Source organism: Mycobacterium sp. 1245801.1 (assembly GCF_001673055.1).
Lineage (GTDB): Bacteria > Actinomycetota > Actinomycetes > Mycobacteriales > Mycobacteriaceae > Mycobacterium > Mycobacterium europaeum_A.
Genome location: NZ_LZKY01000364.1, coordinates 21,205 through 41,245 on the forward strand (window position 1 = coordinate 21,205; position 20,041 = coordinate 41,245).

Consider the following 20,041-nt stretch of genomic DNA (forward strand, 5'->3'; position numbering starts at 1 on the left):
CGGCATCACCGTCACGACCGGTCGCACCCATCGAGGACAATGGTGAGGTGACAGGCACAACGTCCGCCGATCCCCAGGCCCCGGGGGCGCAGCTGGTGATCTTCGATCTCGACGGCACCCTGACCGATTCCGCGGAGGGGATCGTCACCAGCTTCCTGCATGCGCTCGACCACATCGGCGCGCCCGTGCCGCCCGGCGACCTCGTTGCCCAGATCGTCGGCCCGCCGATGGACGACACCTTCCGGGCCATGGAACTCGGCGACCACACCGAGGAGGCGATCGCGGCCTTTCGCGCCGAGTACGGGTCCCGCGGCTGGGCGATGAACGCGCTCTTCGACGGGATCGAGGCGCTGCTGGCCGATCTGCGTGCCGCCGGTGTCCGGCTGGCCGTGGCCACCTCCAAGCTGGAAACGACGGCGCGGCGCATCCTCGCCCACTTCGGGCTCGACCAGCACTTCGAGGTGATCGCCGGCGCGAGTCCCGACGGGGCGCGCAAGGCCAAGGTCGAGGTGCTGGCGCACGCCCTGTCGCAGCTCGAGCCGCTGCCCGAACGGGTGCTGATGGTCGGTGACCGCAGCCACGACGTGCACGGCGCGGCCGCGCACGGCATCGACACCGTGGTGGTCGGCTGGGGTTACGGCAAGGCCGACTTCGCGGACGCGTCACCCACGGTCGGCGTGACGCACGCCTCGACCATCGACGAACTACGGAGGGCGCTGGGTGTCTGAGCGTGAACGCCTGCACGTGACGTTCGTGTGCACCGGCAACATCTGCCGTTCGGTGATGGCCGAGAAGATGTTCGCCGACCAGCTGCGCCGCCGCGGCCTGGCCGACGCGGTGCGGGTGAGCAGCGCCGGCACCGGCAACTGGCACGTAGGCGAGTGCGCCGACGAGCGCGCCGCCGACGTGCTGCGCGCCCACGGCTATGCATGCGAGCACCGCGCCGCGCAGGTCGACGCCGAGCACCTGGGTGCCGATCTGGTGGTCGCCCTGGACCGCAACCACGCCCGAATGCTGCGGCACCTCGGCGTCGACGAAAACCGCGTCCGGATGCTGCGGTCCTTCGATCCGCGCACCGGCGCCCACACCCCCGACGTCGACGATCCCTACTACGGCGACGCACAAGACTTCGAACGCGTCTACACCGTCATCGAGGCCGCGCTGCCGGGCCTGCATGACTGGGTCGATGAACGGCTCGCGCAGAACGGATCGCCTTGATGCGCCGGTTCGCCTTTCTGCTACGTCCGGGCTGGATAGCGCTGGCGGTGGTGGTCGTCGCCTTCGCGTACCTGTGCTTCACGGTGCTCGCGCCCTGGCAGTTGGGTAAGCACAGCAGGACCTCGCAGGAGAACCATCAGATCGAATCCTCGCTGAACACCGCGCCCGTCCCATTGAAAACCCTACTGCCGCAGCAGAATTCGGCGGCCCCCGGCGCGCAATGGCGCCAGGTCACCGCCACCGGGCACTACCTGCCCGACGTGCAGGTGCTGGCCCGCCTGCGGGTGATCGACTCGAAGCCGGCGTTCGAGGTGCTGGCGCCGTTCGTCGTCGACGGCGGGCCCACGGTGCTGGTCAATCGCGGCTACGTGCGCCCGCTGGAAGGGTCGCACGTCCCGCCTATCCCCCCGCCCCCGACGCAGACGGTGACCATCACGGCGCGGCTGCGCAACTCCGAGCCCGCCGCGGTGAACAAGGACCCGTTCGTGGGAGACGGTGTGCAGCAGGTCTATTCGATCGACACCGCACAGGTCGCGGTGCTCACCAGGGTCCCGCTGGCCGGGTCCTACCTGCAGTTGGTCGACGGGCAGCCCGGCGGGCTCGGGGTGGTCGGCGTGCCTGCGCTGGACGCCGGCCCGTTCCTGTCCTACGGCATCCAGTGGATCGCGTTCGGCATCCTGGCCCCGATCGGGTTGGGCTACTTCGCCTACTCGGAGATCCGGGCCCGCCGCCAGGAGAAGCAACAGCGGGCCGCCCCCGCCGCCGAGACGGCGCCCGCGCCGCAAGCGCCGCAAACGGTGGAGGCCAAACTGGCCGACCGCTACGGCCGGCGGCGGTAGCCCGCCAGGGAAACTGCAAGCTCGGCGAGGACCGCGGCGCCCGCCTGCACCAGCGACGACAGCATCACCGCGCGCCGCAGGTCGGTCACCGTCGGTTCCCGGCCGTTGCCGAGTGTGGGCCGGATCTGCAGCTCGTGCCGGTATTGGGTGGGACCGCCCAGGCGCACGCCCAGCGCCCCGGCGAAGGCCGCCTCGACGACACCGGCGTTGGGGCTGGGATGACGGCCGGCGTCGCGGCGCCAGGCCCGCGCCGCACCGGACGGTGATCCACCCACCAGCGGCGCCAACAGCACCGTCAGCGACGCGGTCGCCCGCGCGCCGACGTAGTTGGCGACATCATCCAATCTCGCTGCCGCCCAACCGAATCGGAGATAGCGCGGCGAGCGATATCCGATCATCGAGTCCAGGGTGTTGATGCCGCGATACACCAGCACCGCGGGCACGCCGCCGGCCGCCGCCCACAGCAGCGGCGCCACCTGGGCGTCGGAGGTGTTCTCGGCGATCGATTCCAGCGACGCGCGCGTCAGGCCCGCGGCGTCCAGCGACGCCGGATCACGCCCACATAGCGACGGCAGCAGCCCGCGGGCGGCCTCGACGCCGCCGCGTTCCAGCAGCTCCGACATCTCCAGGCCGGTGCGCACCAGCGAGGTTCCCCCCACCGCCACCCAAGTGGCCGCGGCGGTCGCCGCGATCGACCACCCCCGGCCGCGACGCCCGGCGCCGCGTTGCACCGCCAGCCCGAGCAGGCCCACCGCCGAAATCAGCGCGCCGACATGGACCGCGCCGGCAAGCCGGCTGTCGCGGTAGGTCACGCGTTCCAGCGCGGCGGCGGCTTGGCCGAACAGCGCGACCGGATGACCCCGTCGCGGGTCGCCCAGCGCGCGGTCGGCCAGGTAGCCGATCATCACGCCCGCGATCCGGGTCCGGGTCACAACCACCCCGGCAGCGTCTCACACTGGAATCCATGAGGCCGTTAGGCAACAAGTGCCCGAGCGGATGTGGGGGCGACGAAGCATCGTTCGTCACCGGTGCCGCGCTGGCCGTCGACGGCGGGTACTCGGCCAGCCGTCCGATGGCCGGCAGGCCCCGCACGGCGGACTATCGTGCAACGCATGACCTTTCCCGCGCTCAACCACGTCGCGGTCACGGTGCGCGACATCGCGATCAGCGGCCCGTGGTATCGCAGGCTGCTCGGCGCCGACCCGATCCTGGACGAGCACACGGATGCCGGCTTTCACCACCAGGTGTGGATACTTGACGGCGGCACCATATTCGGCATTCACCAGCACGACCGCGCTGCGCCCAACGAGAAGTTCAGCGAACACCGCGTCGGGCTCGACCACGTCGGCTTCGGCTGCGCCAGCCGCGCCGAGCTGGAAAATTGGGTCACCCGGCTGGGCGAGCTGGCCATCGAGCACGGCGGCATCGTGGATGCGCCCTACGGCTCGGGGTTGAGTTTTCGCGACCCGGACGGCATCGCGCTGGAGTTCTTCGCCCCGCCCGGCTGAGCGGCTCAGCGCACCGTTGCGAAGAACGCGCGCAGGTCCTCGACGAACAGCTCCGGTTGTTCGAACGCCGCGAAATGCCCGCCGCGCGGCATGTCCGTCCAGTGGGTGATGTTGTAGACCGGCTCGCACCAGCTGCGCGGCGCCTTCAGCAGCTCCCCCGGGAAAGCCGCTACGCCCGTGGGCAATTCGACGCGATCGCCGCCACCCCACACCGCGAAGCTCTCCCAGTACAGGCGGGCCGAGGACGCGGCGGTGTTGGTCACCCAATAGACCATCACGTTGTCGAGCAGCTCGTCGCGGCTGAGTGCGTTCTCGGGGTGCCCGTCGCAATCGGCCCAGTCCCAGAACTTTTCGATGATCCAGGCCAGCTGTCCCACGGGTGAGTCGGCCAGGCCGTAGCCCAGGGTCTGCGGCCGGGTGGACTGCTGCTTGGAATAGCCGGTGCCCCACTTGCGGTGGTTGGCCAACCCGGCCATGGCGCGCTGCTCCTCCTCCGTCGGGTTGGTCAGCGCCTCCTTGGTGGGCCGGCCGACCGGCATGTTCAAGTGGATGCCCACGCAGTGGCCCACATTGCGGCCGATCTGCGTCGTGACCGCGGCGCCCCAGTCACCGCCCTGCGCGCCGTAGCGGTCGTAGCCCAGGCGCAGCATCAGCGTTTCCCCCGCCTGCGCGATCCTTTCCACACCCCAGCCGGTGTCGGTGGGCTTACCGGAGAACCCGTAGCCGGGCAGCGACGGACACACGACGTGGAAGGCGTCCTCGGCGCGGCCGGAGGCGGGATGGGTCAACGGCTCGATCACCTTGTGGAACTCCACAATTGAGCCCGGCCAGCCGTGGGTGATCACCAGCGGGAACGCGTCGGCGTGGGGCGAGCGCTGGTGGACGAAATGGATGTCCAGCCCGTCGATTTCGGTGGTGAACTGATCGAAGCGGTTGAGGGCCGCCTCCCGCGATCGCCAGTCGTAGTCGTTGGCCCAGTAGTCGGCCAGCTCGCGGGCATACGCCAGCGGCACGCCCTGGCTCCAGTCGTCCACGCATTCGGCCTCGGGCCACCGCGTGCGGGCCAGCCGCGCTCGCAAGTCGTCGAGGACCTCGTCGGAAACGTCGATGCGGAACGGTTTCACGCGTTCATAGTGCCGCTGACGGTGACACCGGCGACGCGCGGGGCCTTCCCCCCGGCGAACCGGGCGCGCCGTAGCACGCGAGGATGTAGCCATGGATCCCAGGCTGGCCGCACGGGTGGAGCAGAGGCGGTCGATCCCGGTCCTGGTCTGGCGATTCGCCGAGCCGCGAATGTGCGTCTCGTCGGGCCCGCTCGGCGGCGGTATCGGCGCTCGGGATTGGCTCGTCAACGCCACGGTCCCATTGGATTACGACCGGACCGACCCGGACCGCCACCTGACCGAGATCGGCGCCGCGCTCCGGCTGAACGGCGCCGGGTGCGGGTTGCTCACCGCGGTCGACGTGACCCGCCACCACCTCGCCGCGGACGGCGGCGTGCATGCGACGGCGACCGTCGGGCTCTCCAGCCCCGCCTGGGCCGCGGCGCCCGATCACCACTTCCGCCGCGAGGCGCCGTACCGGGTGGGCACGATCAACATCGTGGTCGCGGTGCCGGTGCGGCTTTCCGAGGCGGCCCTGGTCAACGCCGTCGCCACCGCCACGGAGGCCAAGGTGCAGGCGTTGCACGAGGCCGGGATACGCGCCACCGGAACCGCCTCGGACGCGGTCGTCGTGCACTGCCCCAGGGACGGGACGGCGGAGCAGTTCGGTGGACCACGATCGACGTTCGGCGCCCGGATCGCCCGAGCGGTGCACGCCGCCGTGCTCGCGGGCGGCCGGTCCTGGCTCGCGGGGCCGTCCGTCGAGTAGGCGGCCGGCGATTGCCACCACCCGCCCGGGGGTATCGCTGACCCATGGCAACGACGACGGCGCCCCGAGTCCTGGTGGTGGTGTCCGCGGCCGACCGGATTCCGCTACGGAACGGCCGCAGCGAGCTGACCGGCACCTACCTCGGTGAACTGATCGAACCGACGGACGCGATGCGTCGGGCCGGCTTCGAGCTTGCGTTCGCCACCCCGGGCGCGCGGGCGCCGGCCATCGATGGCACCTCGTGCAGCCTGATGTACTTCGCCGGCTCCCGGAAAAGGCGTGACGCCGCCCTGAGCAGCTATCGGGAGCTGCTCGAACTCGGTCTGGCCACGCCGGCCAAACTCGAAGAGATCAGCCACGACGTCCAGCGCCTGGACGGGTTTGACGCCTTGTTCGTGCCGGGCGGCCATGCGCCCCTGGTCGACCTGCTGCACCGCGACGCCTTTGCCGACGACTCGCTCAACGACGACTTCGGCGCGCTGGTCCGTCACTTCCACGACGCCCGACGCCCCACCGGCCTGATCTGTCACGCTCCCGCCGCGCTCGCCGCGGCGCCCACCGTCGACGGGCGCTGGACCTATGCGGGTTACCGGATGACCTGCTTCAAGACCGGCGTCGACACGATGTTGTCCACGGTCCCGTTGGCGCGGCGCTTCCGGGGACGCCTGAAGGATGACCCGACCGAACTGTTGAGGTCTCGCGGCGGCCACGTCGAACAGACGGTCCTGCCGATGGGCAGCAAGGTCGTCGAGGATCGCGAGCTGATCACCGGCCAGGACCCCTACTCGGCCAAGGCGTTCGGAGCCGCCTTCGTCAACAAGGTCCGCGCCGCACAAGCCTGACGCGCTCGTCCCGCCGGCCAAACCGAGTGGGCGCGGACGGTATCGAACCGCCGACCGCTGGTGTGTAAATCTATATCGATATGTCTAGGGCGTATCTCGCCGTGTCGCCGCATCTATGACATGAGCTGGCCCGCAGTGGATTTCGTCTATCCGATCTCGTTCCGAATCGTCCCGTATTGCGGGTCTTGGCCCATTCTCGGCCCAGCGGGAGGTCGGATCGCTCGGGTGTTCGAGCTGGTCGTTGGGGTTGTCGGCCCAACCATGAGGCACGACGGAGCCTCGGCCCCGACTGGTCGGCATTCGGCCGACTGAGCTGACTCGGGTCTCGGCGACATAGATGCTCGATCACAACCCGGCAATACCCTCGCCTCCGTCCTGGTGAGACGTGCGATTATGCACACACCATGCCGCGGATTCCACCAGGGAGCAGCATCGTTGCCCATTCCAGCTATAGGCGGTCAATATGCGACATTGCCCAGTGGTCGGCACCAAGCCACCCTCGATGAGATTTACGAGACCTTCGTGGTAAACGCGCCTTTCCGCCCGCGCCGTGAGCTGATCTTCCGCGCGCTCACCCTGTACATCGATCTTGTATCGGCCCAGTTCAGCGCGTGCCGGTACTGGATCAACGGAGGGTTTGTGACACACAAGCCCTGGGCAGAACCGGAGGACGCCGACGTGGTCGTTGTCGTACCCCCGGGCGAGCATTCCAAGGTGAGACAGCCCGAGCTTCTGCCTCTGCTGACGTTGGCCAGCGGAGGAGCCAAGGTGCACCCGATGGGCGGGCTGATTGACGGCTTCATCGCAATGGACCACCCGGCGGCTCTGTTGACTTGGGAACTCACCTGGTCATCGGTGCGCGATGAGCAGCACAATGTTGTTCCAGGCGTCAGCAAGGGTTACTTGGAGGTGAGTGCGTAGTGGCGACCGATCACGAACTGGAGGCGTCGCTAGTCGATGCCCTGCGCTATTCCTCGGGCAACGCCGATTCAGACCGGGTACTACACGAGTCGATTCGCGCCGGGATAGTTCGCGACGACGCCGACCTCCTCAATATCTACGAACGTGAAGTCGGGCCGGAACAGGCTGAGGTAGACCTGCACCTAGTCGGCCCCGGTGTGGAGGCCAACGCTGCCAACGCCCACCAGTTCACCCGCTTCGTGAGCGGCATCAGCGAGGCCGTTAAGGAGACAGCGAAGGCGCGCGCTGGTCGCAAGAGTTACCGAGAAAATCTGCTGATCGAAGGCGCGACACCGGGGTCAGTGCGGGTCGTGTTACGCGTTGCGACGCCGACCGTCCCCAAGGGCCAGACCGTCGATGACGCAACGGCGGCGTCAACAGTTGACTCGGACGCCCTGCGCACCGTGGCTTCGATTTTGGCGCTCGCCAGCGACCCTGACCTAGATACCCCGCTGGCCGCCGAGATAGCCGAGTTGCCCGTCAAGGCGAGGACCGCCCTAAAGCGGGTGGCCAACGCCTCTCAGCAAGGCGGATGGGCAGTACGTGGCATGATCCGCCAACGCCGCGTCGGCGCAGCGGGCCTGGAACTGACAAACGACGGCGCGACCCGCCTGAGGATCGAGCTGGAAGTCGCGCAGGAGAAACGCCGCAAGGAGACCCGCATCGGCACCATCGACGGTTTCCGGTGGTCGCTCGGAACGCTCTACTTTAATCCGGTTGGTGCGCAGGCGTTCACCGCAGGAGTCATGGAGAGCCGCGTTGCGCAGGAAGTCACTCGCTTGATGAACAACCCTGAGTTGCAGGTCTCGGCCGATTTTGATGTCGTGGAGTCTTACCTGCCGGGGGACCAGACGCGCTCCCGTGTGAGCCGCGTGCTGACCGGCATCCGGCCACGCGGAATGCAGGGCGAGATAACAGTTGTTGGCCCGCTCTCAGCGTTGCCGGGACCGCCTAAACAGTTGCCGCCGGGCAGCTGACACACTTCTAAGGCGTATACGGCGGGTACATTGCTGCAAGATCCTTGGCCGTCGCAGCATCAGACGCGACTATCACTACTGATCCAGCCAAGTAGACCGCGTCCTGTGGCCCGACCTGTGGCTTGCCGGATTTCAGCGACTGCGTGGCCAGCTCCGCAGACGGAAACTCGTAAAAGAACGCCAGCTGCTGATGCAGCCTACAAATACCGGTTCTGGTGCCAGGAGGCGCGTCCGAGCTATTGGGCAAGATTTGTTGGGCTTGCACACATCCCATCTGGGCCCAGACATCTTCGATTGTCGTCGGCTTGGCGAGCGTATTGGACTGCGCCCCTGCCAATGCGGATGACGACTGAGACGGCTTCGACGGTTGGGCCGGTTCGTTGGACGAACAACCCGCGAGCAATCCAACAATCAAGCACCAAGCAACAACGGGCCTACGCACGGGCGTCAGCATAATGGCAGTAGCGAGACCGACCGGGGTCATTCCCCACTTCATTTCTTACCCGCCGATTCTGCGGGCCATCCACGTGGGCGGTGGGGGCATCGGGCCCTCGCGGGCGCGACGGGCGGCGTCCAGCGGTGAGGCGATGTGCACCTGGTGACCGGCTGAGTGAACTAGTACGTCGTGAGCGACATTACAGCGGCCAGGGCGTCAGGCTGGTGCTGACCGGCTTGCCAGATGACCGCCGCACCCTCAAGACCCGGCAGGTGACCCGCGATCCGCGTGGTGCCGACCTCTAGGCCCTGAATCAACGCCGACGACCGGGCGATGGCGTCACCGCCGCCCCGACCCGAGCCCTCGGCGGCCAGCTGGTCACGCGGATCGGCCGGTTGAGCTCGACCCGCCGCTTCGCATCATGCACCACCCGCCGGTAGGTCTCACGGGCCGAGAAGCCCTCCGCGTCGATCTCAGACGCGCCGACATCGACGGCCAGATCGACTGCCGCCCTGGCCCATTGGTCGCTCGTCATCGGCGCGGACACGTCGGCAATCACAGCCACCACGCGTCGGTGGTCATCGAGGCCGCCACAACGCCACAAGAGTCGGCCGAACCCGAATCGGAGGGGTCTACCCCAACGACGGTCTTCACGGTGCCCAGCGGGGCGCTGGGCAGCCGCCGGGCATCCAGCCACTCGCGCTCGATCAGCCCGCTCTCGGGAACCCCCTCGTACAGGGCGTACCAGGCGCGCTCACCTGAGGTGCGGCGGCCGGCGGCGAAATGATCAGCGGTGAACCCCAGCGCACTGGTCATGGCCACGCCGGGCGGGCGGCCCAGTGCGTCGGGCAGGCCCCCTGAGGTCGAACCCCTACGCTGCCTGACGTGGCAGGCGAACGACGACGTTACGACGAACGCGAAATACTCCGACCGTCCGAGAACCTTGAGCGGACAGTGCTCACGGTGATCGGTGGCTGGGAGATGGTGCGGGCGCAGGTCAACTTCAACAGCTTTACCGACGCCGGGCCGGACGCCGAGTGGGCCGGATCGGACAAGTTAGCTAAAACGCTGCGAGAGATGGCCTTAGCCGCCAGGATTCGGCACCCGCACGACCAGTGGGCACGGGTGGCCGACGAGGTAAGCAAGGTCCGCCATAAGTTCGGGCACCTGCTGCACCTCGATGAGATCGAGGGCGTCTACCCAAAGCGAACGCTGCACTTCACGCGGCTCGGCGGCGCGGGCGAACAGCGGCGCGGGCGGGGCGACTCACTCGGGCTGAGCTGGCGGTCCGACGAGTGGGCTCAGCAGACCCGACACGGGGATTCGGTTACCGAGCAAGAGCTGTGGCAGACCCTTGAGAAGGAGTATTGGCTGATCCAAGTGGCCCGCGCTGTGCGACGGCTTGGCGGGATACTTCAAGAAAGCCCCAATCTGGCCGACGACCATTCCATCACGGGCGCGGTCTGGTACATACCCTGGCGGCTGCCTGAGTGGGGTGACCGGGCGGACTTGGTATTGGCCGATCTCCGCTTGCCGCCGCCACAAACCTCCCCGCCGAAACAATCGCGGGATGCTTGTTGGCCCGTCCTTGGCCCATTGGGGGGTCGGCTACTGCGGCATCTGAAATCGAAAGTCGGCCTCTAGCTGGGGATTCGATGGTGGGCGCGGACGGTATCGAACCGCCGACCGCTGGTGTGTAAAACCAGAGCTCTACCACTGAGCTACGCGCCCGTTGCTGCGGGCAGGCTACCCGCCCGACGGCCAAGTCCCCAAAATCAGGCCCGTAAAGCCGCCAGGGCTTCGGTCCAGAGCCGCTGGTCGCGCGACTCGCCGGGCTGCTTCATCTCGGCGAAGCGGATGATCCCGGACCGGTCGACCACGAACGTCCCGCGGTTGGAGTAGCCGGCGTCCTCGTTGAACACGCCGTAGCTCTGGCTGACGGCGCCGTGCGGCCAGAAGTCCGACAACACCGGAAAGGTGAAGCCGCTGTCCAGCGACCAGACCCGGTGCGTGGGTGGCGGTCCCACCGAGATGGCCAGCGTCGCGCTGTCGTCGTTCTCGAAATCGGGCAGGTGGTCACGCAACTGATCCAGCTCGCCCTGGCAGATCCCGGTGAACGCCAACGGGAAGAACACCAGCAGCACGTTCTTGGCGTTCCGATAGGAGCTCAGCGTGACTCGCTGCTGGTTCTGGTCGCGCAAAGTGAAATCCGGGGCGGGGGTGCCGACGGACAGCATCAACGCTTCCCGGCCCGGGATTTGGGCTGTACCAACCGGCTAGCGCTCCAGTCGCCCAGGTTCACCGACGAGGTCGGCATCAAACCGGCGGTGGGTGCGGCCTCGGCGATTTCGGCGGGCAGAACGTGGCCCGGCTTGCCGGTCTTCGGGGTCAGCACCCAGATCACGCCGTCTTCGGCCAGCGCAGTGATCGCGTCCATCAGGGTGTCCACCAGGTCGCCGTCACCGTCGCGCCACCACAGCAGTACGACGTCGACTACCTCGTCGGTGTCCTCGTCGAGTAGGTCGCTGCCGCAGGCTTCCTCGACCGCAGCGCGGATCTCGTCGTCGGTGTCTTCGTCCCAGCCCCACTCCTGGACAACATGGTCGGGTTGGATGCCCAGTTTGCGAGCGTAGCTCGGGGCGTGATCCGCCGCGACCACCGTGGAGCCTCCTTCAACGTCCGAACGCTGTGCGATTCGCGATTATCGTCGCACAGCCAGAACTCGGTCCATACTTCCGCATCATCAGGTTGCCAGGCACAGTTTTACTGCGTTCTTTTTCGTGTCGTTGAGCTGATCGACCCGTTTGTTGAATTCCGACGTCCCCGCGTGCGTCCCAATGGCGTTGGCCACGGCGCGTGCGGCGTCGATGTAGGCGTTGAACGCGTCCTTGATCTGCTGCGACATCGCGTCGCTGAAGCTGTTGCCCACCGTGGTGGCGCTGTCGTTGAGGGCGTCGATGGCCGGGCCCTCGGTCGGTCCGGTGCCCCGGCCCGCGTTGAACGCCTTGACGAATTCGTTGGTCTTGTCGATCGCGTTCTTGCTGGTGGTGATCAGCGTGGCGCAGGCGGTGCGGACGGCCTTGGTGGTCAGCGATTGCTGCCGCTGCGATTCGCGGACGCTCGACGTCGCCGACGACGCGGACACCGACGCCGACACCGACTGCCGATAGGCCGGAGCCACCTTGGTGTCGGGCGTTGCCGTGCCGTTGGTGACGGAGGTGCATCCGACGATGCCCATCAACGCCACCGCGAGACACCCGAGGGCCAAAGCCCCGCGCCGGGGGAAGTCCCCCACCTGCGTCTGAGGGACGGCACGCCACCGGATGAGCACAAGCCAGACGTTACCGGGTGACCCCGCCGCTTGCCCCAGACCCGCCGAGTTGGTGTTCGCCGGCCGACGCCGAGCCGGCTACCCGACGTCGGCTATCCGCGCGCAACGCCGGTGCGGCACGATGGTGGGCAGGGTGCGACCCACCCGTTACGGCACACATTCCGCCAACAACAGGAGTAGTGCGTTGACAACTGAGTTCGTGCGCCACGATCTGGCCACAAACCCCAACGGCGCAACCGAACCCGACCGGGTTCGGGTGATCCGCGAGGGGGTGGCCTCCTACCTCCCCGACATCGATCCCGAAGAGACGTCGGAGTGGCTGGAGTCCTTCGATGAACTGCTGGAGCGCTCCGGCCCGTCGCGGGCGCGCTACCTGATGCTGCGATTGCTGGAGCGGGCCGGCGAGCAGCGAGTCGCCATCCCGTCGCTGACCTCCACCGACTACGTCAACACCATCCCGACCGAGCTGGAGCCGTGGTTTCCCGGCGACGAGGACGTCGAGCGGCGCTACCGAGCGTGGATCCGGTGGAACGCCGCCGTCATGGTGCACCGCGCCCAGCGCCCGGGAGTCGGTGTGGGCGGCCACATTTCGACCTACGCCTCGTCCGCGGCGCTCTACGAGGTCGGCTTCAACCACTTCTTCCGCGGCAAATCGCACCCCGGCGGCGGCGACCAGGTGTTCATCCAGGGCCACGCCTCCCCCGGCATCTACGCGCGCGCCTTCCTGGAGGGCCGGCTCACCGCCGACCGGATGGACGGCTTCCGGCAGGAGCACAGCCACGCCGGGGGCGGCGGACTGCCCTCCTACCCGCACCCGCGGCTGATGCCCGACTTCTGGGAATTCCCGACTGTGTCGATGGGTCTGGGCCCGCTCAACGCCATCTACCAGGCGCGGTTCAACCATTACCTGCACGACCGCGGCATCAAGGACACCTCCGACCAGCACGTGTGGTGCTTTCTGGGTGACGGCGAGATGGACGAGCCCGAAAGCCGCGGCCTGGCGCACGTCGCGGCGCTGGAGGGCCTGGACAACCTGACGTTCGTCGTCAACTGCAACCTGCAGCGCCTCGACGGCCCGGTGCGCGGCAACGGCAAGATCATCCAGGAGCTGGAGTCGTTCTTCCGCGGCGCCGGCTGGAACGTCATCAAGGTGGTCTGGGGCCGCGAATGGGATGCCCTGCTGCACGCCGACCGCGACGGCGCGCTGGTGAACCTGATGAACACCACCCCAGACGGGGACTACCAGACGTACAAGGCCAACGACGGCGCCTACGTGCGCGATCACTTCTTCGGCCGCGACCCGCGCACCAAGGCGCTCGTGGAGAACATGAGCGATTCCGAAATCTGGAACCTCAAGCGCGGCGGCCACGACTATCGCAAGGTCTACGCCGCCTATCGCGCCGCCGTCGACCACAAGGGTCAGCCCACGGTGATCCTGGCCAAGACCATCAAGGGCTATTCGCTGGGTGCGCATTTCCAGGGCCGCAACGCCACGCACCAGATGAAAAAGCTTGCGCTGCAAGACCTTAAGGACTTCCGCGACGCGATCCGGATCCCGATCAGCGACGCGCAGCTCGAAGAGGACCCCTACCTGCCGCCCTACTACCACCCCGGCTCGGACGCCGAGGAGATCCGCTACATGGTCGACCGCCGGCGCACCCTCGGCGGGTTCTTGCCCGAGCGACGGACGAAGGCCAAGGCGTTGCGGCTGCCCGGGCGCGAGACCTACGCCGCGCTGAAGAAGGGATCGGGTACCCAGGAGGTCGCCACCACCATGGCGACGGTGCGGACCTTCAAAGAAGTGTTGCGGGACAAAGAAGTTGGGCCGCGGATCGTGCCGATCATTCCCGACGAGGCGCGCACCTTCGGCATGGACTCGTGGTTCCCGTCGCTGAAGATCTACAACCGCAACGGCCAGCTGTACACCGCCGTGGACGCCGAGCTGATGCTGGCCTACAAGGAAAGCGAAGCCGGGCACATCCTGCACGAGGGCATCAACGAAGCCGGGTCGGTGGGGTCGTTCATCGCGGCGGGCACGTCGTATGCCACCCACAACGAGCCGATGATCCCGATCTACATCTTCTATTCGATGTTCGGCTTCCAGCGCACCGGCGACGGATTATGGGCCGCCGCAGACCAAATGGCACGCGGGTTCTTGCTCGGAGCCACCGCGGGGCGCACCACGCTGACCGGCGAAGGGCTGCAACACGCCGACGGCCACTCGCTGCTGCTGGCCAGTACCAACCCCGCGGTGGTCGCCTACGACCCGGCCTTCGCCTACGAAATCGCTTACATCGTGGAAAGCGGGCTGGCGCGGATGTTCGGGGAGAACCCGGAGGACGTGTTCTTCTACATCACCATCTACAACGAGCCGTACGTGCAGCCGCCCGAGCCGGAGAACTTCGATCCCGAGGGCGTCTTGCGGGGCCTCTACCGCTACCACGTCGCCACCGAACAGCGGGCCAACAAGGCGCAGATCCTGGCCTCGGGGGTGGCGATGCCCTCGGCGCTGAAGGCGGCCGAGATGCTGGCCGCGGAGTGGGACGTCGCCGCCGACGTGTGGTCGGTGACCAGCTGGGGCGAGCTGAACCGCGACGGCGTGGCCGTCGACAGGGCGAGGCTGCGCCACCCGGACCGGCCGGCCGGTGTCCCGTACGTCACCCAGGCCCTGTCGAACATCAGCGGTCCCGTCGTCGCCGTCTCGGACTGGATGCGCGCCGTCCCCGAGCAGATCCGGCCCTGGGTGCCGGGCACCTTCGTCACCCTGGGCACCGACGGGTTCGGCTTCTCCGACACCCGGCCGGCGGCGCGGCGGTACTTCAACACCGACGCCGAGTCGCAGGTGGTCGCGGTGCTCGAGGCGCTGGCGCGCGACGGCGAGATCGACCCCTCGGTGCCGGTCGCGGCCGCCCGTCAGTACAAGATCGACGACGTGCAGGCGGCCCCGGAGCAGACGTCCGACCCCGGAGTGGCCTGAACCCCGCCTGTGCACGGCGTGGCCCGCGTCGAGCGTGAAGGTAGTTTCACGTTGGGCGCCGAGTGTGAAGGTAGTTTCACGCTCGACGCCCCACCGGCCGCTCAGGCCAACGCATTGAGGCGTCCTTAAGAACGCCACGCCCCGCCTTTGGCGGAAACTTCCAGAAAAGTCGCGTAGGTTTTAGGGGTGAATGACAACCCCTTCGCCGGTCCGTTCGCCAAGCAGCCCCGATCGCCGCTGGAGTTGCTCGACACGGTGCCGGAGTCGGTGCTGCGGCGGCTGAAGCAGTACTCCGGCCGGCTGGCCACCGAGGCGGTCTCGGTCATGGGCGATCGGTTGCCGTTCTTCGCCGACCTTGAAGCATCGCAGCGGGCCAGCATGGCGCTGGTGGTGCAGACGGCGATCAACAACTTCGCCGAGTGGATGCAAGACCCGCACAGCAACGTCAGCCACACCGCGCAGGCCTTCGAACTGGTGCCCCAGGACCTCGCCCGCCGCATCGCGTTGCGCCACAGCGTCGACATGGCGCGCGTGACCATGGACTTCTTCGAGGAGGTCGTCCCGCTGCTGGCCCGCTCCGAAGAGCAGCTGACGGCGCTGACGGTCGGCATCCTGAAGTACAGCCGCGACCTGGCGTTCACGGCCGCGACCGCCTACGCGAACGCGGCCGAGGCGCGCGGGGCGTGGGACAGCCGGATGGAGGCCAGCGTCGTCGATGCGGTGGTCCGCGGCGACACGGGCCCGGAGCTGCTGTCCCGCGCCGCGGCGCTGAACTGGGACACCACCGCGCCGGCGACGGTCGTGGTCGGTACCCCGGCCCCCGGGCGCGACGGATCCACCGGTCCCGACGACAGCGAACGGGCCAGCCAGCGCGTCCGCGACATCGCCGCACAGCACGGGCGCGCGGCCCTCACCGACGTGCACGGCACCTGGCTGGTCGCGATCGTGTCCGGCCAATTGTCGCCGACCGACAAATTCCTGGGCGATCTGCTGGTGGCGTTCGCCGACGGCCCGGTGGTCGTCGGGCCCACCGCGCCGATGCTGACGGCTGCCTATCACAGCGCCAGCGAGGCGATCTCCGGCATGAACGCCGTCGGGGGCTGGCGCGGCGCGCCACGTCCCGTGCCGGCGCGCGAACTGCTACCCGAACGCGCCCTGATGGGCGATGCGTCGGCCATCGTGGCGCTGCACACCGACGTGATGGGCCCGCTCGCCGACGCGGGTCCGACGCTGATCGAAACTCTTGACGCTTACTTAGATTGTGGCGGCGCGATTGAGGCGTGTGCCAGAAAGTTGTTCGTTCATCCAAACACCGTGCGCTACCGGCTCAAGCGGATCACCGACTTCACCGGCCGCGATCCCATGCAGCCCCGTGATGCATATGTGCTGCGAGTGGCGGCGACGGTCGGCCAGCTCAACTACCCGGCCCAACCCACCAGCGCCGCCACCCACGCCATGCCTGCGGTTCCGCTGCCGGTGAAAGCGGCGGTGGCGGGGCAATTCGGAAGATAGTGACCCAGGCAACAGGTCGCGGCACGATATCAAACCCGTAGCTTACGGAGCCGTTTTGTAGGGAGTACACAAAAACCTAAGACGAGGTTCATAATCTGTTACACCCGCCAAAACCGTTTCCACAGTGTTCTCTTAAACACGTGATTGCATTGCTTGCGCCCGGACAGGGTTCGCAGACCGAGGGGATGCTCTCGCCATGGCTGGAGCTCGCCGGCGCCGCTGACCAGTTGGCGCTGTGGTCCAAGGCCAGTGGCCTCGACCTCGTGCGCCTGGGCACCACCGCATCGACCGAAGAGATCACCGACACCGCGGTCACCCAGCCGCTGGTCGTGGCCGCCACGCTGCTGGCCCACCAAGAGCTGACCAGGCGCGGCCTGTTGTCGGACGCGGAACTGGTCGTCGCCGGCCACTCCGTCGGAGAGATCGCCGCCTACGCGATCGCCGGCGTGATCGCCGCCGACGACGCCGTCGCGCTGGCCGCCACCCGCGGCGCCGAGATGGCCAAAGCTTGCGCCGTCGAGCCGACCGGCATGTCCGCGGTGCTCGGTGGCGACGAGGGCGAGGTGCTGGCCCGCCTCGAGCAGCTCGACCTCTTCCCCGCCAACCGCAACGCCACGGGACAGATCGTCGCCGCAGGCCCGCTGACCGCGCTGGAGAAGCTGGCCGAGGACCCGCCGGAAAAGGCCCGGGTGCGCGCGCTCGGGGTGGCCGGGGCGTTCCACACCAAGTACATGGCGTCGGCGCTCGACGGCTACGCCGCCGCGGCGGCCGCCGTCCAGACGTCCGAGCCCACCGCCACGCTGCTGTCCAACCGCGACGGTAAGCCGGTCGCCTCGGCGGCCGCGGCGATGGAGGCGCTGGTCTCTCAGCTGACCCAGCCGGTGCGCTGGGATCTGTGCACCGCGACGCTGCGTGACCTGGAAGTCACTGCGGCCGTGGAGTTCCCGCCCGCGGGCACGCTCACCGGTATCGCCAAACGAGAACTTCGGGGGGTTACGGCACGTGCCGTCAAGTCGCCCGCAGACCTGGACGCTTTGGCCGAGCTCTAAAGCCAGCTCGGCCAGTTGCACAACCAGTACAACCGCATATCACGTCAATTCGACTAACACACAACACATTACGAAGGGAAGAAAGCTGTGGCTGTCAGCCAGGAAGAAATCATCGCCGGTATCGCCGAGATCATCGAAGAGGTGACCGGTATCGAGCCCTCCGAGGTCACCCCGGAGAAGTCGTTCGTCGACGACCTGGACATCGACTCGCTGTCGATGGTCGAGATCGCCGTGCAGACCGAGGACAAGTACGGCGTCAAGATCCCTGACGAGGACCTCGCCGGTCTGCGCACCGTTGGTGACGTCGTCTCCTACATCCAGAAGCTCGAGGAAGAGAACCCCGAGGCTGCCGAGGCGCTGCGCGCCAAGCTGGAGACCGAGAACCCCGAGGCGGTCGCCAACGTCAAGTCGAGGCTGGAAGCGGACAGCAAGTGAGCAAGCCTTCCACTGCTAATGGCGGTTACCCCAACGTTGTGGTAACCGCCGTCACGGCGACGACGTCGATCGCGCCGGACATCGAGAGCACGTGGAAGGGTTTGTTGGCCGGCGAAAGCGGCATCCACGTCCTCGAAGACGAGTTCATCACCAAGTGGGACCTGCCCGTCAAGATCGGTGGCCACCTCAAGGAGCCCATCGACGAGCACATGAGCAGGCTCGACTTGCGGCGCATGTCCTACGTCCAGCGGCTGGCGAAGTTGCTCAGCACTCAGCTGTGGGAGTCGGCCGGCAGCCCGGAGGTCGACCCCGACCGGTTCTCGGTCGTGGTCGGCACCGGTCTCGGTGGCGCCGAAAGGATCGTGGAGAGCTACGACCTGATGAACGAGGGCGGCCCCCGCAAGGTGTCGCCGCTCGCCGTTCAGATGATCATGCCCAACGGCGCCGCGGCGGTGGTGGGCCTGCAGCTGGGCGCCCGCGCCGGGGTGATCACCCCGGTGTCGGCGTGCTCGTCCGGCTCGGAGGCGATCGCGCACGCGTGGCGCCAGATCGCAATGGGTGACGCCGATTTCGCCGTCTGCGGCGGGGTCGAGGGTCCCATCGAGGCGCTGCCGATCGCGGCGTTCTCCATGATGCGGGCCATGTCCACTCGCAACGACGAGCCCGAGCGCGCATCGCGGCCGTTCGACAAGGACCGCGACGGCTTCGTGTTCGGCGAGGCTGGGGCCCTGATGATCATCGAGACCGAGGAGCACGCCAAGGCCCGCGGCGCCAAGCCGCTGGCCCGGTTGCTGGGCGCCGGCATCACCTCGGACGCGTTCCACATGGTGGCGCCCGCGGCGGATGGCGTGCGCGCCGGCCGGGCGATGCAACGGTCGCTCGAGTTGGCGGGGTTGTCCCCCAAGGACATTGACCACGTCAACGCGCACGGGACGGCAACGCCGATCGGTGACACCGCCGAGGCGAACGCCATCCGGGTCGCCGGCTGCGAGCAAGCGGCGGTGTACGCACCGAAGTCGGCCCTGGGGCACTCCATCGGTGCCGTCGGGGCTCTGGAATCTGTCCTCACGGTATTGAGCCTTCGGGACGGCGTGATACCGCCAACACTCAACTACGAAACACCCGATCCCGAAATCGATCTGGATGTTGTCGCGGGCGAACCTCGCTACGGCGATTTCCAATACGCGATCAACAACTCGTTCGGGTTCGGTGGTCACAACGTGGCACTCGCCTTCGGGCGGTACTGAGTACTACGTCCGGCGACGACGCGGGCCGCAGCAGGCCCGCGGAGGAGCCGGACAACATGGAAGGAACGTTCGCAAGACCCATGACAGAGCTGGTTACCGGGAAAACGCTCCCGAACGTGGTCGTCACTGGCGTCGCCATGACGACCGCGTTGGCTACTGACGCCGAGAACACCTGGAAGCTGTTGCTGGACAGCCAAAGTGGTATCCGCAAACTCGAGGATCCATTCGTCGAGGAGTTCGACCTGCCGGTGCGCATCGGCGGACACCTGCTGGAAGAATTCGACAGCCAAATGACCCGTATCGAGCTGCGTCGGACGGGTTATCTGCAGCGGATGTCCACCATTCTGGGCCGGCGGGTCTGGGAGAACGCCGGCTCTCCCGAGGTCGATCCCAACCGGCTGATGGTGTCCATCGGCACCGGCCTGGGGTCGTCGGAAGAGATGGTCTTCAGCTACGACGACATGCGCGCTCGTGGCATGAAGGCCGTCTCTCCGCTCGGGGTGCAGAAGTACATGCCCAACGGCGCCTCGGCGGCGGTGGGCCTGGAGCGCCAGGCCAAGGCCGGCGTGATCACGCCGGTGTCGGCGTGCGCGTCGGGATCCGAGGGCATCGCGCAGGCCTGGCGCAACATCGTCTTCGGTGAGGCCGACATCGCTATCTGCGGTGGCGTGGAAACCCGTATCGAGGCGGTGCCGATCGCGGCATTCGCCCAGATGCGCATCGTGATGTCGACCAAAAACGACGACCCGGTGGGGGCCTGCCGCCCGTTCGACCGCGACCGCACCGGCTTCGTCTTCGGCGAGGCCGGCGCGCTGATGGTCATCGAAACCGAAGAACA

General features: G+C 67.7%; 21 protein-coding genes, 1 tRNA gene and 1 pseudogene. 15 read left to right on the top strand and 8 right to left on the bottom strand.

Features of this window, described 5'->3' with window-relative positions:
- Positions 1–47: 47 nt before the first annotated feature.
- Genes A5622_RS22985 through A5622_RS22995 form a run of 3 tightly spaced genes read left to right on the top strand, consistent with a single transcriptional unit; the run spans position 48 to position 2,057 of the window.
- Complete coding sequence (locus A5622_RS22985; RefSeq protein ID WP_197497874.1) at positions 48–728, top strand: HAD-IA family hydrolase; 681 nt, start codon at positions 48–50, stop codon at positions 726–728.
- A complete protein-coding gene (locus tag A5622_RS22990; protein ID WP_066881433.1) occupies positions 721–1,218 on the top strand; it encodes a low molecular weight protein-tyrosine-phosphatase in 498 nt (165 codons plus the stop codon). Before A5622_RS22985 ends, A5622_RS22990 begins: the two co-directional genes overlap by 8 nt.
- Positions 1,218–2,057 (top strand): SURF1 family protein, encoded by an 840-nt coding sequence (locus A5622_RS22995; protein WP_066881434.1) that lies wholly within the window; start codon positions 1,218–1,220, stop codon positions 2,055–2,057. Before A5622_RS22990 ends, A5622_RS22995 begins: the two co-directional genes overlap by 1 nt.
- On the opposite strand, the gene A5622_RS23000 is transcribed toward A5622_RS22995, so the two are convergent.
- Positions 2,039–2,962 (bottom strand): cobalamin biosynthesis protein, encoded by a 924-nt coding sequence (locus A5622_RS23000; protein ID WP_066881453.1) that lies wholly within the window; start codon positions 2,960–2,962, stop codon positions 2,039–2,041. The two genes, A5622_RS22995 and A5622_RS23000, sit on opposite strands and share 19 nt — an antisense overlap.
- 207 nt (positions 2,963–3,169) lie before the next feature.
- On the opposite strand from A5622_RS23000, the gene A5622_RS23005 reads away from it, so the two are divergent.
- Positions 3,170–3,565 (top strand): VOC family protein, encoded by a 396-nt coding sequence (locus tag A5622_RS23005; protein ID WP_066881455.1) that lies wholly within the window; start codon positions 3,170–3,172, stop codon positions 3,563–3,565.
- A gap of 5 nt (positions 3,566–3,570) precedes the next feature.
- On the opposite strand, the gene A5622_RS23010 is transcribed toward A5622_RS23005, so the two are convergent.
- On the bottom strand, positions 3,571–4,689 hold the full coding sequence (locus A5622_RS23010) for an epoxide hydrolase family protein (protein ID WP_066881436.1): 1,119 nt from the start codon (positions 4,687–4,689) through the stop codon (positions 3,571–3,573).
- 91 nt (positions 4,690–4,780) lie between these two features.
- Here A5622_RS23010 and A5622_RS23015 point away from each other — a divergent pair, with 91 nt between their 5' ends.
- The 4 genes from A5622_RS23015 (at position 4,781) to A5622_RS23030 (ending at position 8,216) form a co-directional block, all read left to right on the top strand.
- Positions 4,781–5,437, top strand: coding sequence for an adenosylcobinamide amidohydrolase (locus A5622_RS23015; protein ID WP_197508081.1), 657 nt, complete (start codon positions 4,781–4,783; stop codon positions 5,435–5,437).
- 44 nt (positions 5,438–5,481) lie between these two features.
- Positions 5,482–6,279: a DJ-1/PfpI family protein gene (locus A5622_RS23020; protein ID WP_066881438.1), complete on the top strand. Its 798-nt coding sequence runs from the start codon at positions 5,482–5,484 to the stop codon at positions 6,277–6,279.
- Positions 6,280–6,714: 435 nt separating this feature from the next.
- On the top strand, positions 6,715–7,200 hold the full coding sequence (locus tag A5622_RS23025; RefSeq protein ID WP_156753061.1) for a hypothetical protein: 486 nt from the start codon (positions 6,715–6,717) through the stop codon (positions 7,198–7,200).
- Positions 7,200–8,216: a hypothetical protein gene (locus A5622_RS23030; protein WP_066881440.1), complete on the top strand. Its 1,017-nt coding sequence runs from the start codon at positions 7,200–7,202 to the stop codon at positions 8,214–8,216. The genes A5622_RS23025 and A5622_RS23030 overlap by 1 nt, the downstream gene beginning before the upstream one ends.
- A 749-nt stretch (positions 8,217–8,965) precedes the next feature.
- Here the strand turns inward: A5622_RS23030 and A5622_RS30325 are convergent.
- Together A5622_RS30325 and A5622_RS30330 are read right to left on the bottom strand one after the other, a co-directional pair.
- Entirely contained in the window at positions 8,966–9,211 is a 246-nt protein-coding gene (locus A5622_RS30325) for a hypothetical protein (RefSeq protein ID WP_232003024.1), read from the bottom strand.
- Positions 9,208–9,468: a hypothetical protein gene (locus A5622_RS30330; protein ID WP_232003025.1), complete on the bottom strand. Its 261-nt coding sequence runs from the start codon at positions 9,466–9,468 to the stop codon at positions 9,208–9,210. The genes A5622_RS30325 and A5622_RS30330 overlap by 4 nt, the downstream gene beginning before the upstream one ends.
- 69 nt (positions 9,469–9,537) lie before the next feature.
- Between A5622_RS30330 and A5622_RS23040 the strand changes: the two genes are divergently transcribed.
- The gene (locus A5622_RS23040) at positions 9,538–10,296 is read left to right on the top strand and encodes a hypothetical protein (protein ID WP_156753062.1); all 759 of its coding nucleotides are present in this window, start codon (positions 9,538–9,540) and stop codon (positions 10,294–10,296) included.
- A 12-nt stretch (positions 10,297–10,308) separates the two neighbouring features.
- Here A5622_RS23040 and A5622_RS23045 read toward each other — a convergent pair.
- The 4 genes from A5622_RS23045 to A5622_RS23060 form a co-directional block, all read right to left on the bottom strand.
- Positions 10,309–10,383 (bottom strand) — tRNA-Val (locus tag A5622_RS23045).
- A gap of 44 nt (positions 10,384–10,427) precedes the next feature.
- The gene (locus tag A5622_RS23050; RefSeq protein ID WP_066862738.1) at positions 10,428–10,889 is read right to left on the bottom strand and encodes a peroxiredoxin; all 462 of its coding nucleotides are present in this window, start codon (positions 10,887–10,889) and stop codon (positions 10,428–10,430) included.
- Positions 10,889–11,311 carry a DUF3052 domain-containing protein gene (locus tag A5622_RS23055; protein ID WP_066862735.1) on the bottom strand — a complete coding sequence of 141 codons (423 nt, stop codon included), beginning with the start codon at positions 11,309–11,311 and terminating at the stop codon, positions 10,889–10,891. Before A5622_RS23055 ends, A5622_RS23050 begins: the two co-directional genes overlap by 1 nt.
- An 84-nt stretch (positions 11,312–11,395) precedes the next feature.
- Positions 11,396–11,983, bottom strand: a complete 588-nt coding sequence (locus tag A5622_RS23060) for a hypothetical protein (RefSeq protein ID WP_066862732.1) — start codon at positions 11,981–11,983, stop codon at positions 11,396–11,398.
- Between the two features lie 184 nt (positions 11,984–12,167).
- Here A5622_RS23060 and aceE point away from each other — a divergent pair, with 184 nt between their 5' ends.
- From aceE to kasB, 6 genes and pseudogenes are all read left to right on the top strand, one after another.
- Complete coding sequence (aceE, locus tag A5622_RS23065; RefSeq protein ID WP_066881444.1) at positions 12,168–14,960, top strand: pyruvate dehydrogenase (acetyl-transferring), homodimeric type; 2,793 nt, start codon at positions 12,168–12,170, stop codon at positions 14,958–14,960.
- Between the two features lie 186 nt (positions 14,961–15,146).
- Positions 15,147–16,472 (top strand): CdaR family transcriptional regulator, encoded by a 1,326-nt coding sequence (locus A5622_RS23070; RefSeq protein WP_066881446.1) that lies wholly within the window; start codon positions 15,147–15,149, stop codon positions 16,470–16,472.
- Between the two features lie 140 nt (positions 16,473–16,612).
- On the top strand, positions 16,613–17,521 hold the full coding sequence (locus A5622_RS23075; protein WP_066881448.1) for an ACP S-malonyltransferase: 909 nt from the start codon (positions 16,613–16,615) through the stop codon (positions 17,519–17,521).
- An 87-nt stretch (positions 17,522–17,608) separates the two neighbouring features.
- Positions 17,609–17,956: a meromycolate extension acyl carrier protein AcpM gene (gene acpM / locus A5622_RS23080; protein WP_007770614.1), complete on the top strand. Its 348-nt coding sequence runs from the start codon at positions 17,609–17,611 to the stop codon at positions 17,954–17,956.
- The gene (gene kasA, locus A5622_RS23085; RefSeq protein ID WP_066862719.1) at positions 17,953–19,203 is read left to right on the top strand and encodes a 3-oxoacyl-ACP synthase KasA; all 1,251 of its coding nucleotides are present in this window, start codon (positions 17,953–17,955) and stop codon (positions 19,201–19,203) included. Before acpM ends, kasA begins: the two co-directional genes overlap by 4 nt.
- A gap of 80 nt (positions 19,204–19,283) precedes the next feature.
- Positions 19,284–20,041, top strand: a pseudogene (gene kasB / locus A5622_RS23090) (3-oxoacyl-ACP synthase KasB); the annotation flags it as partial.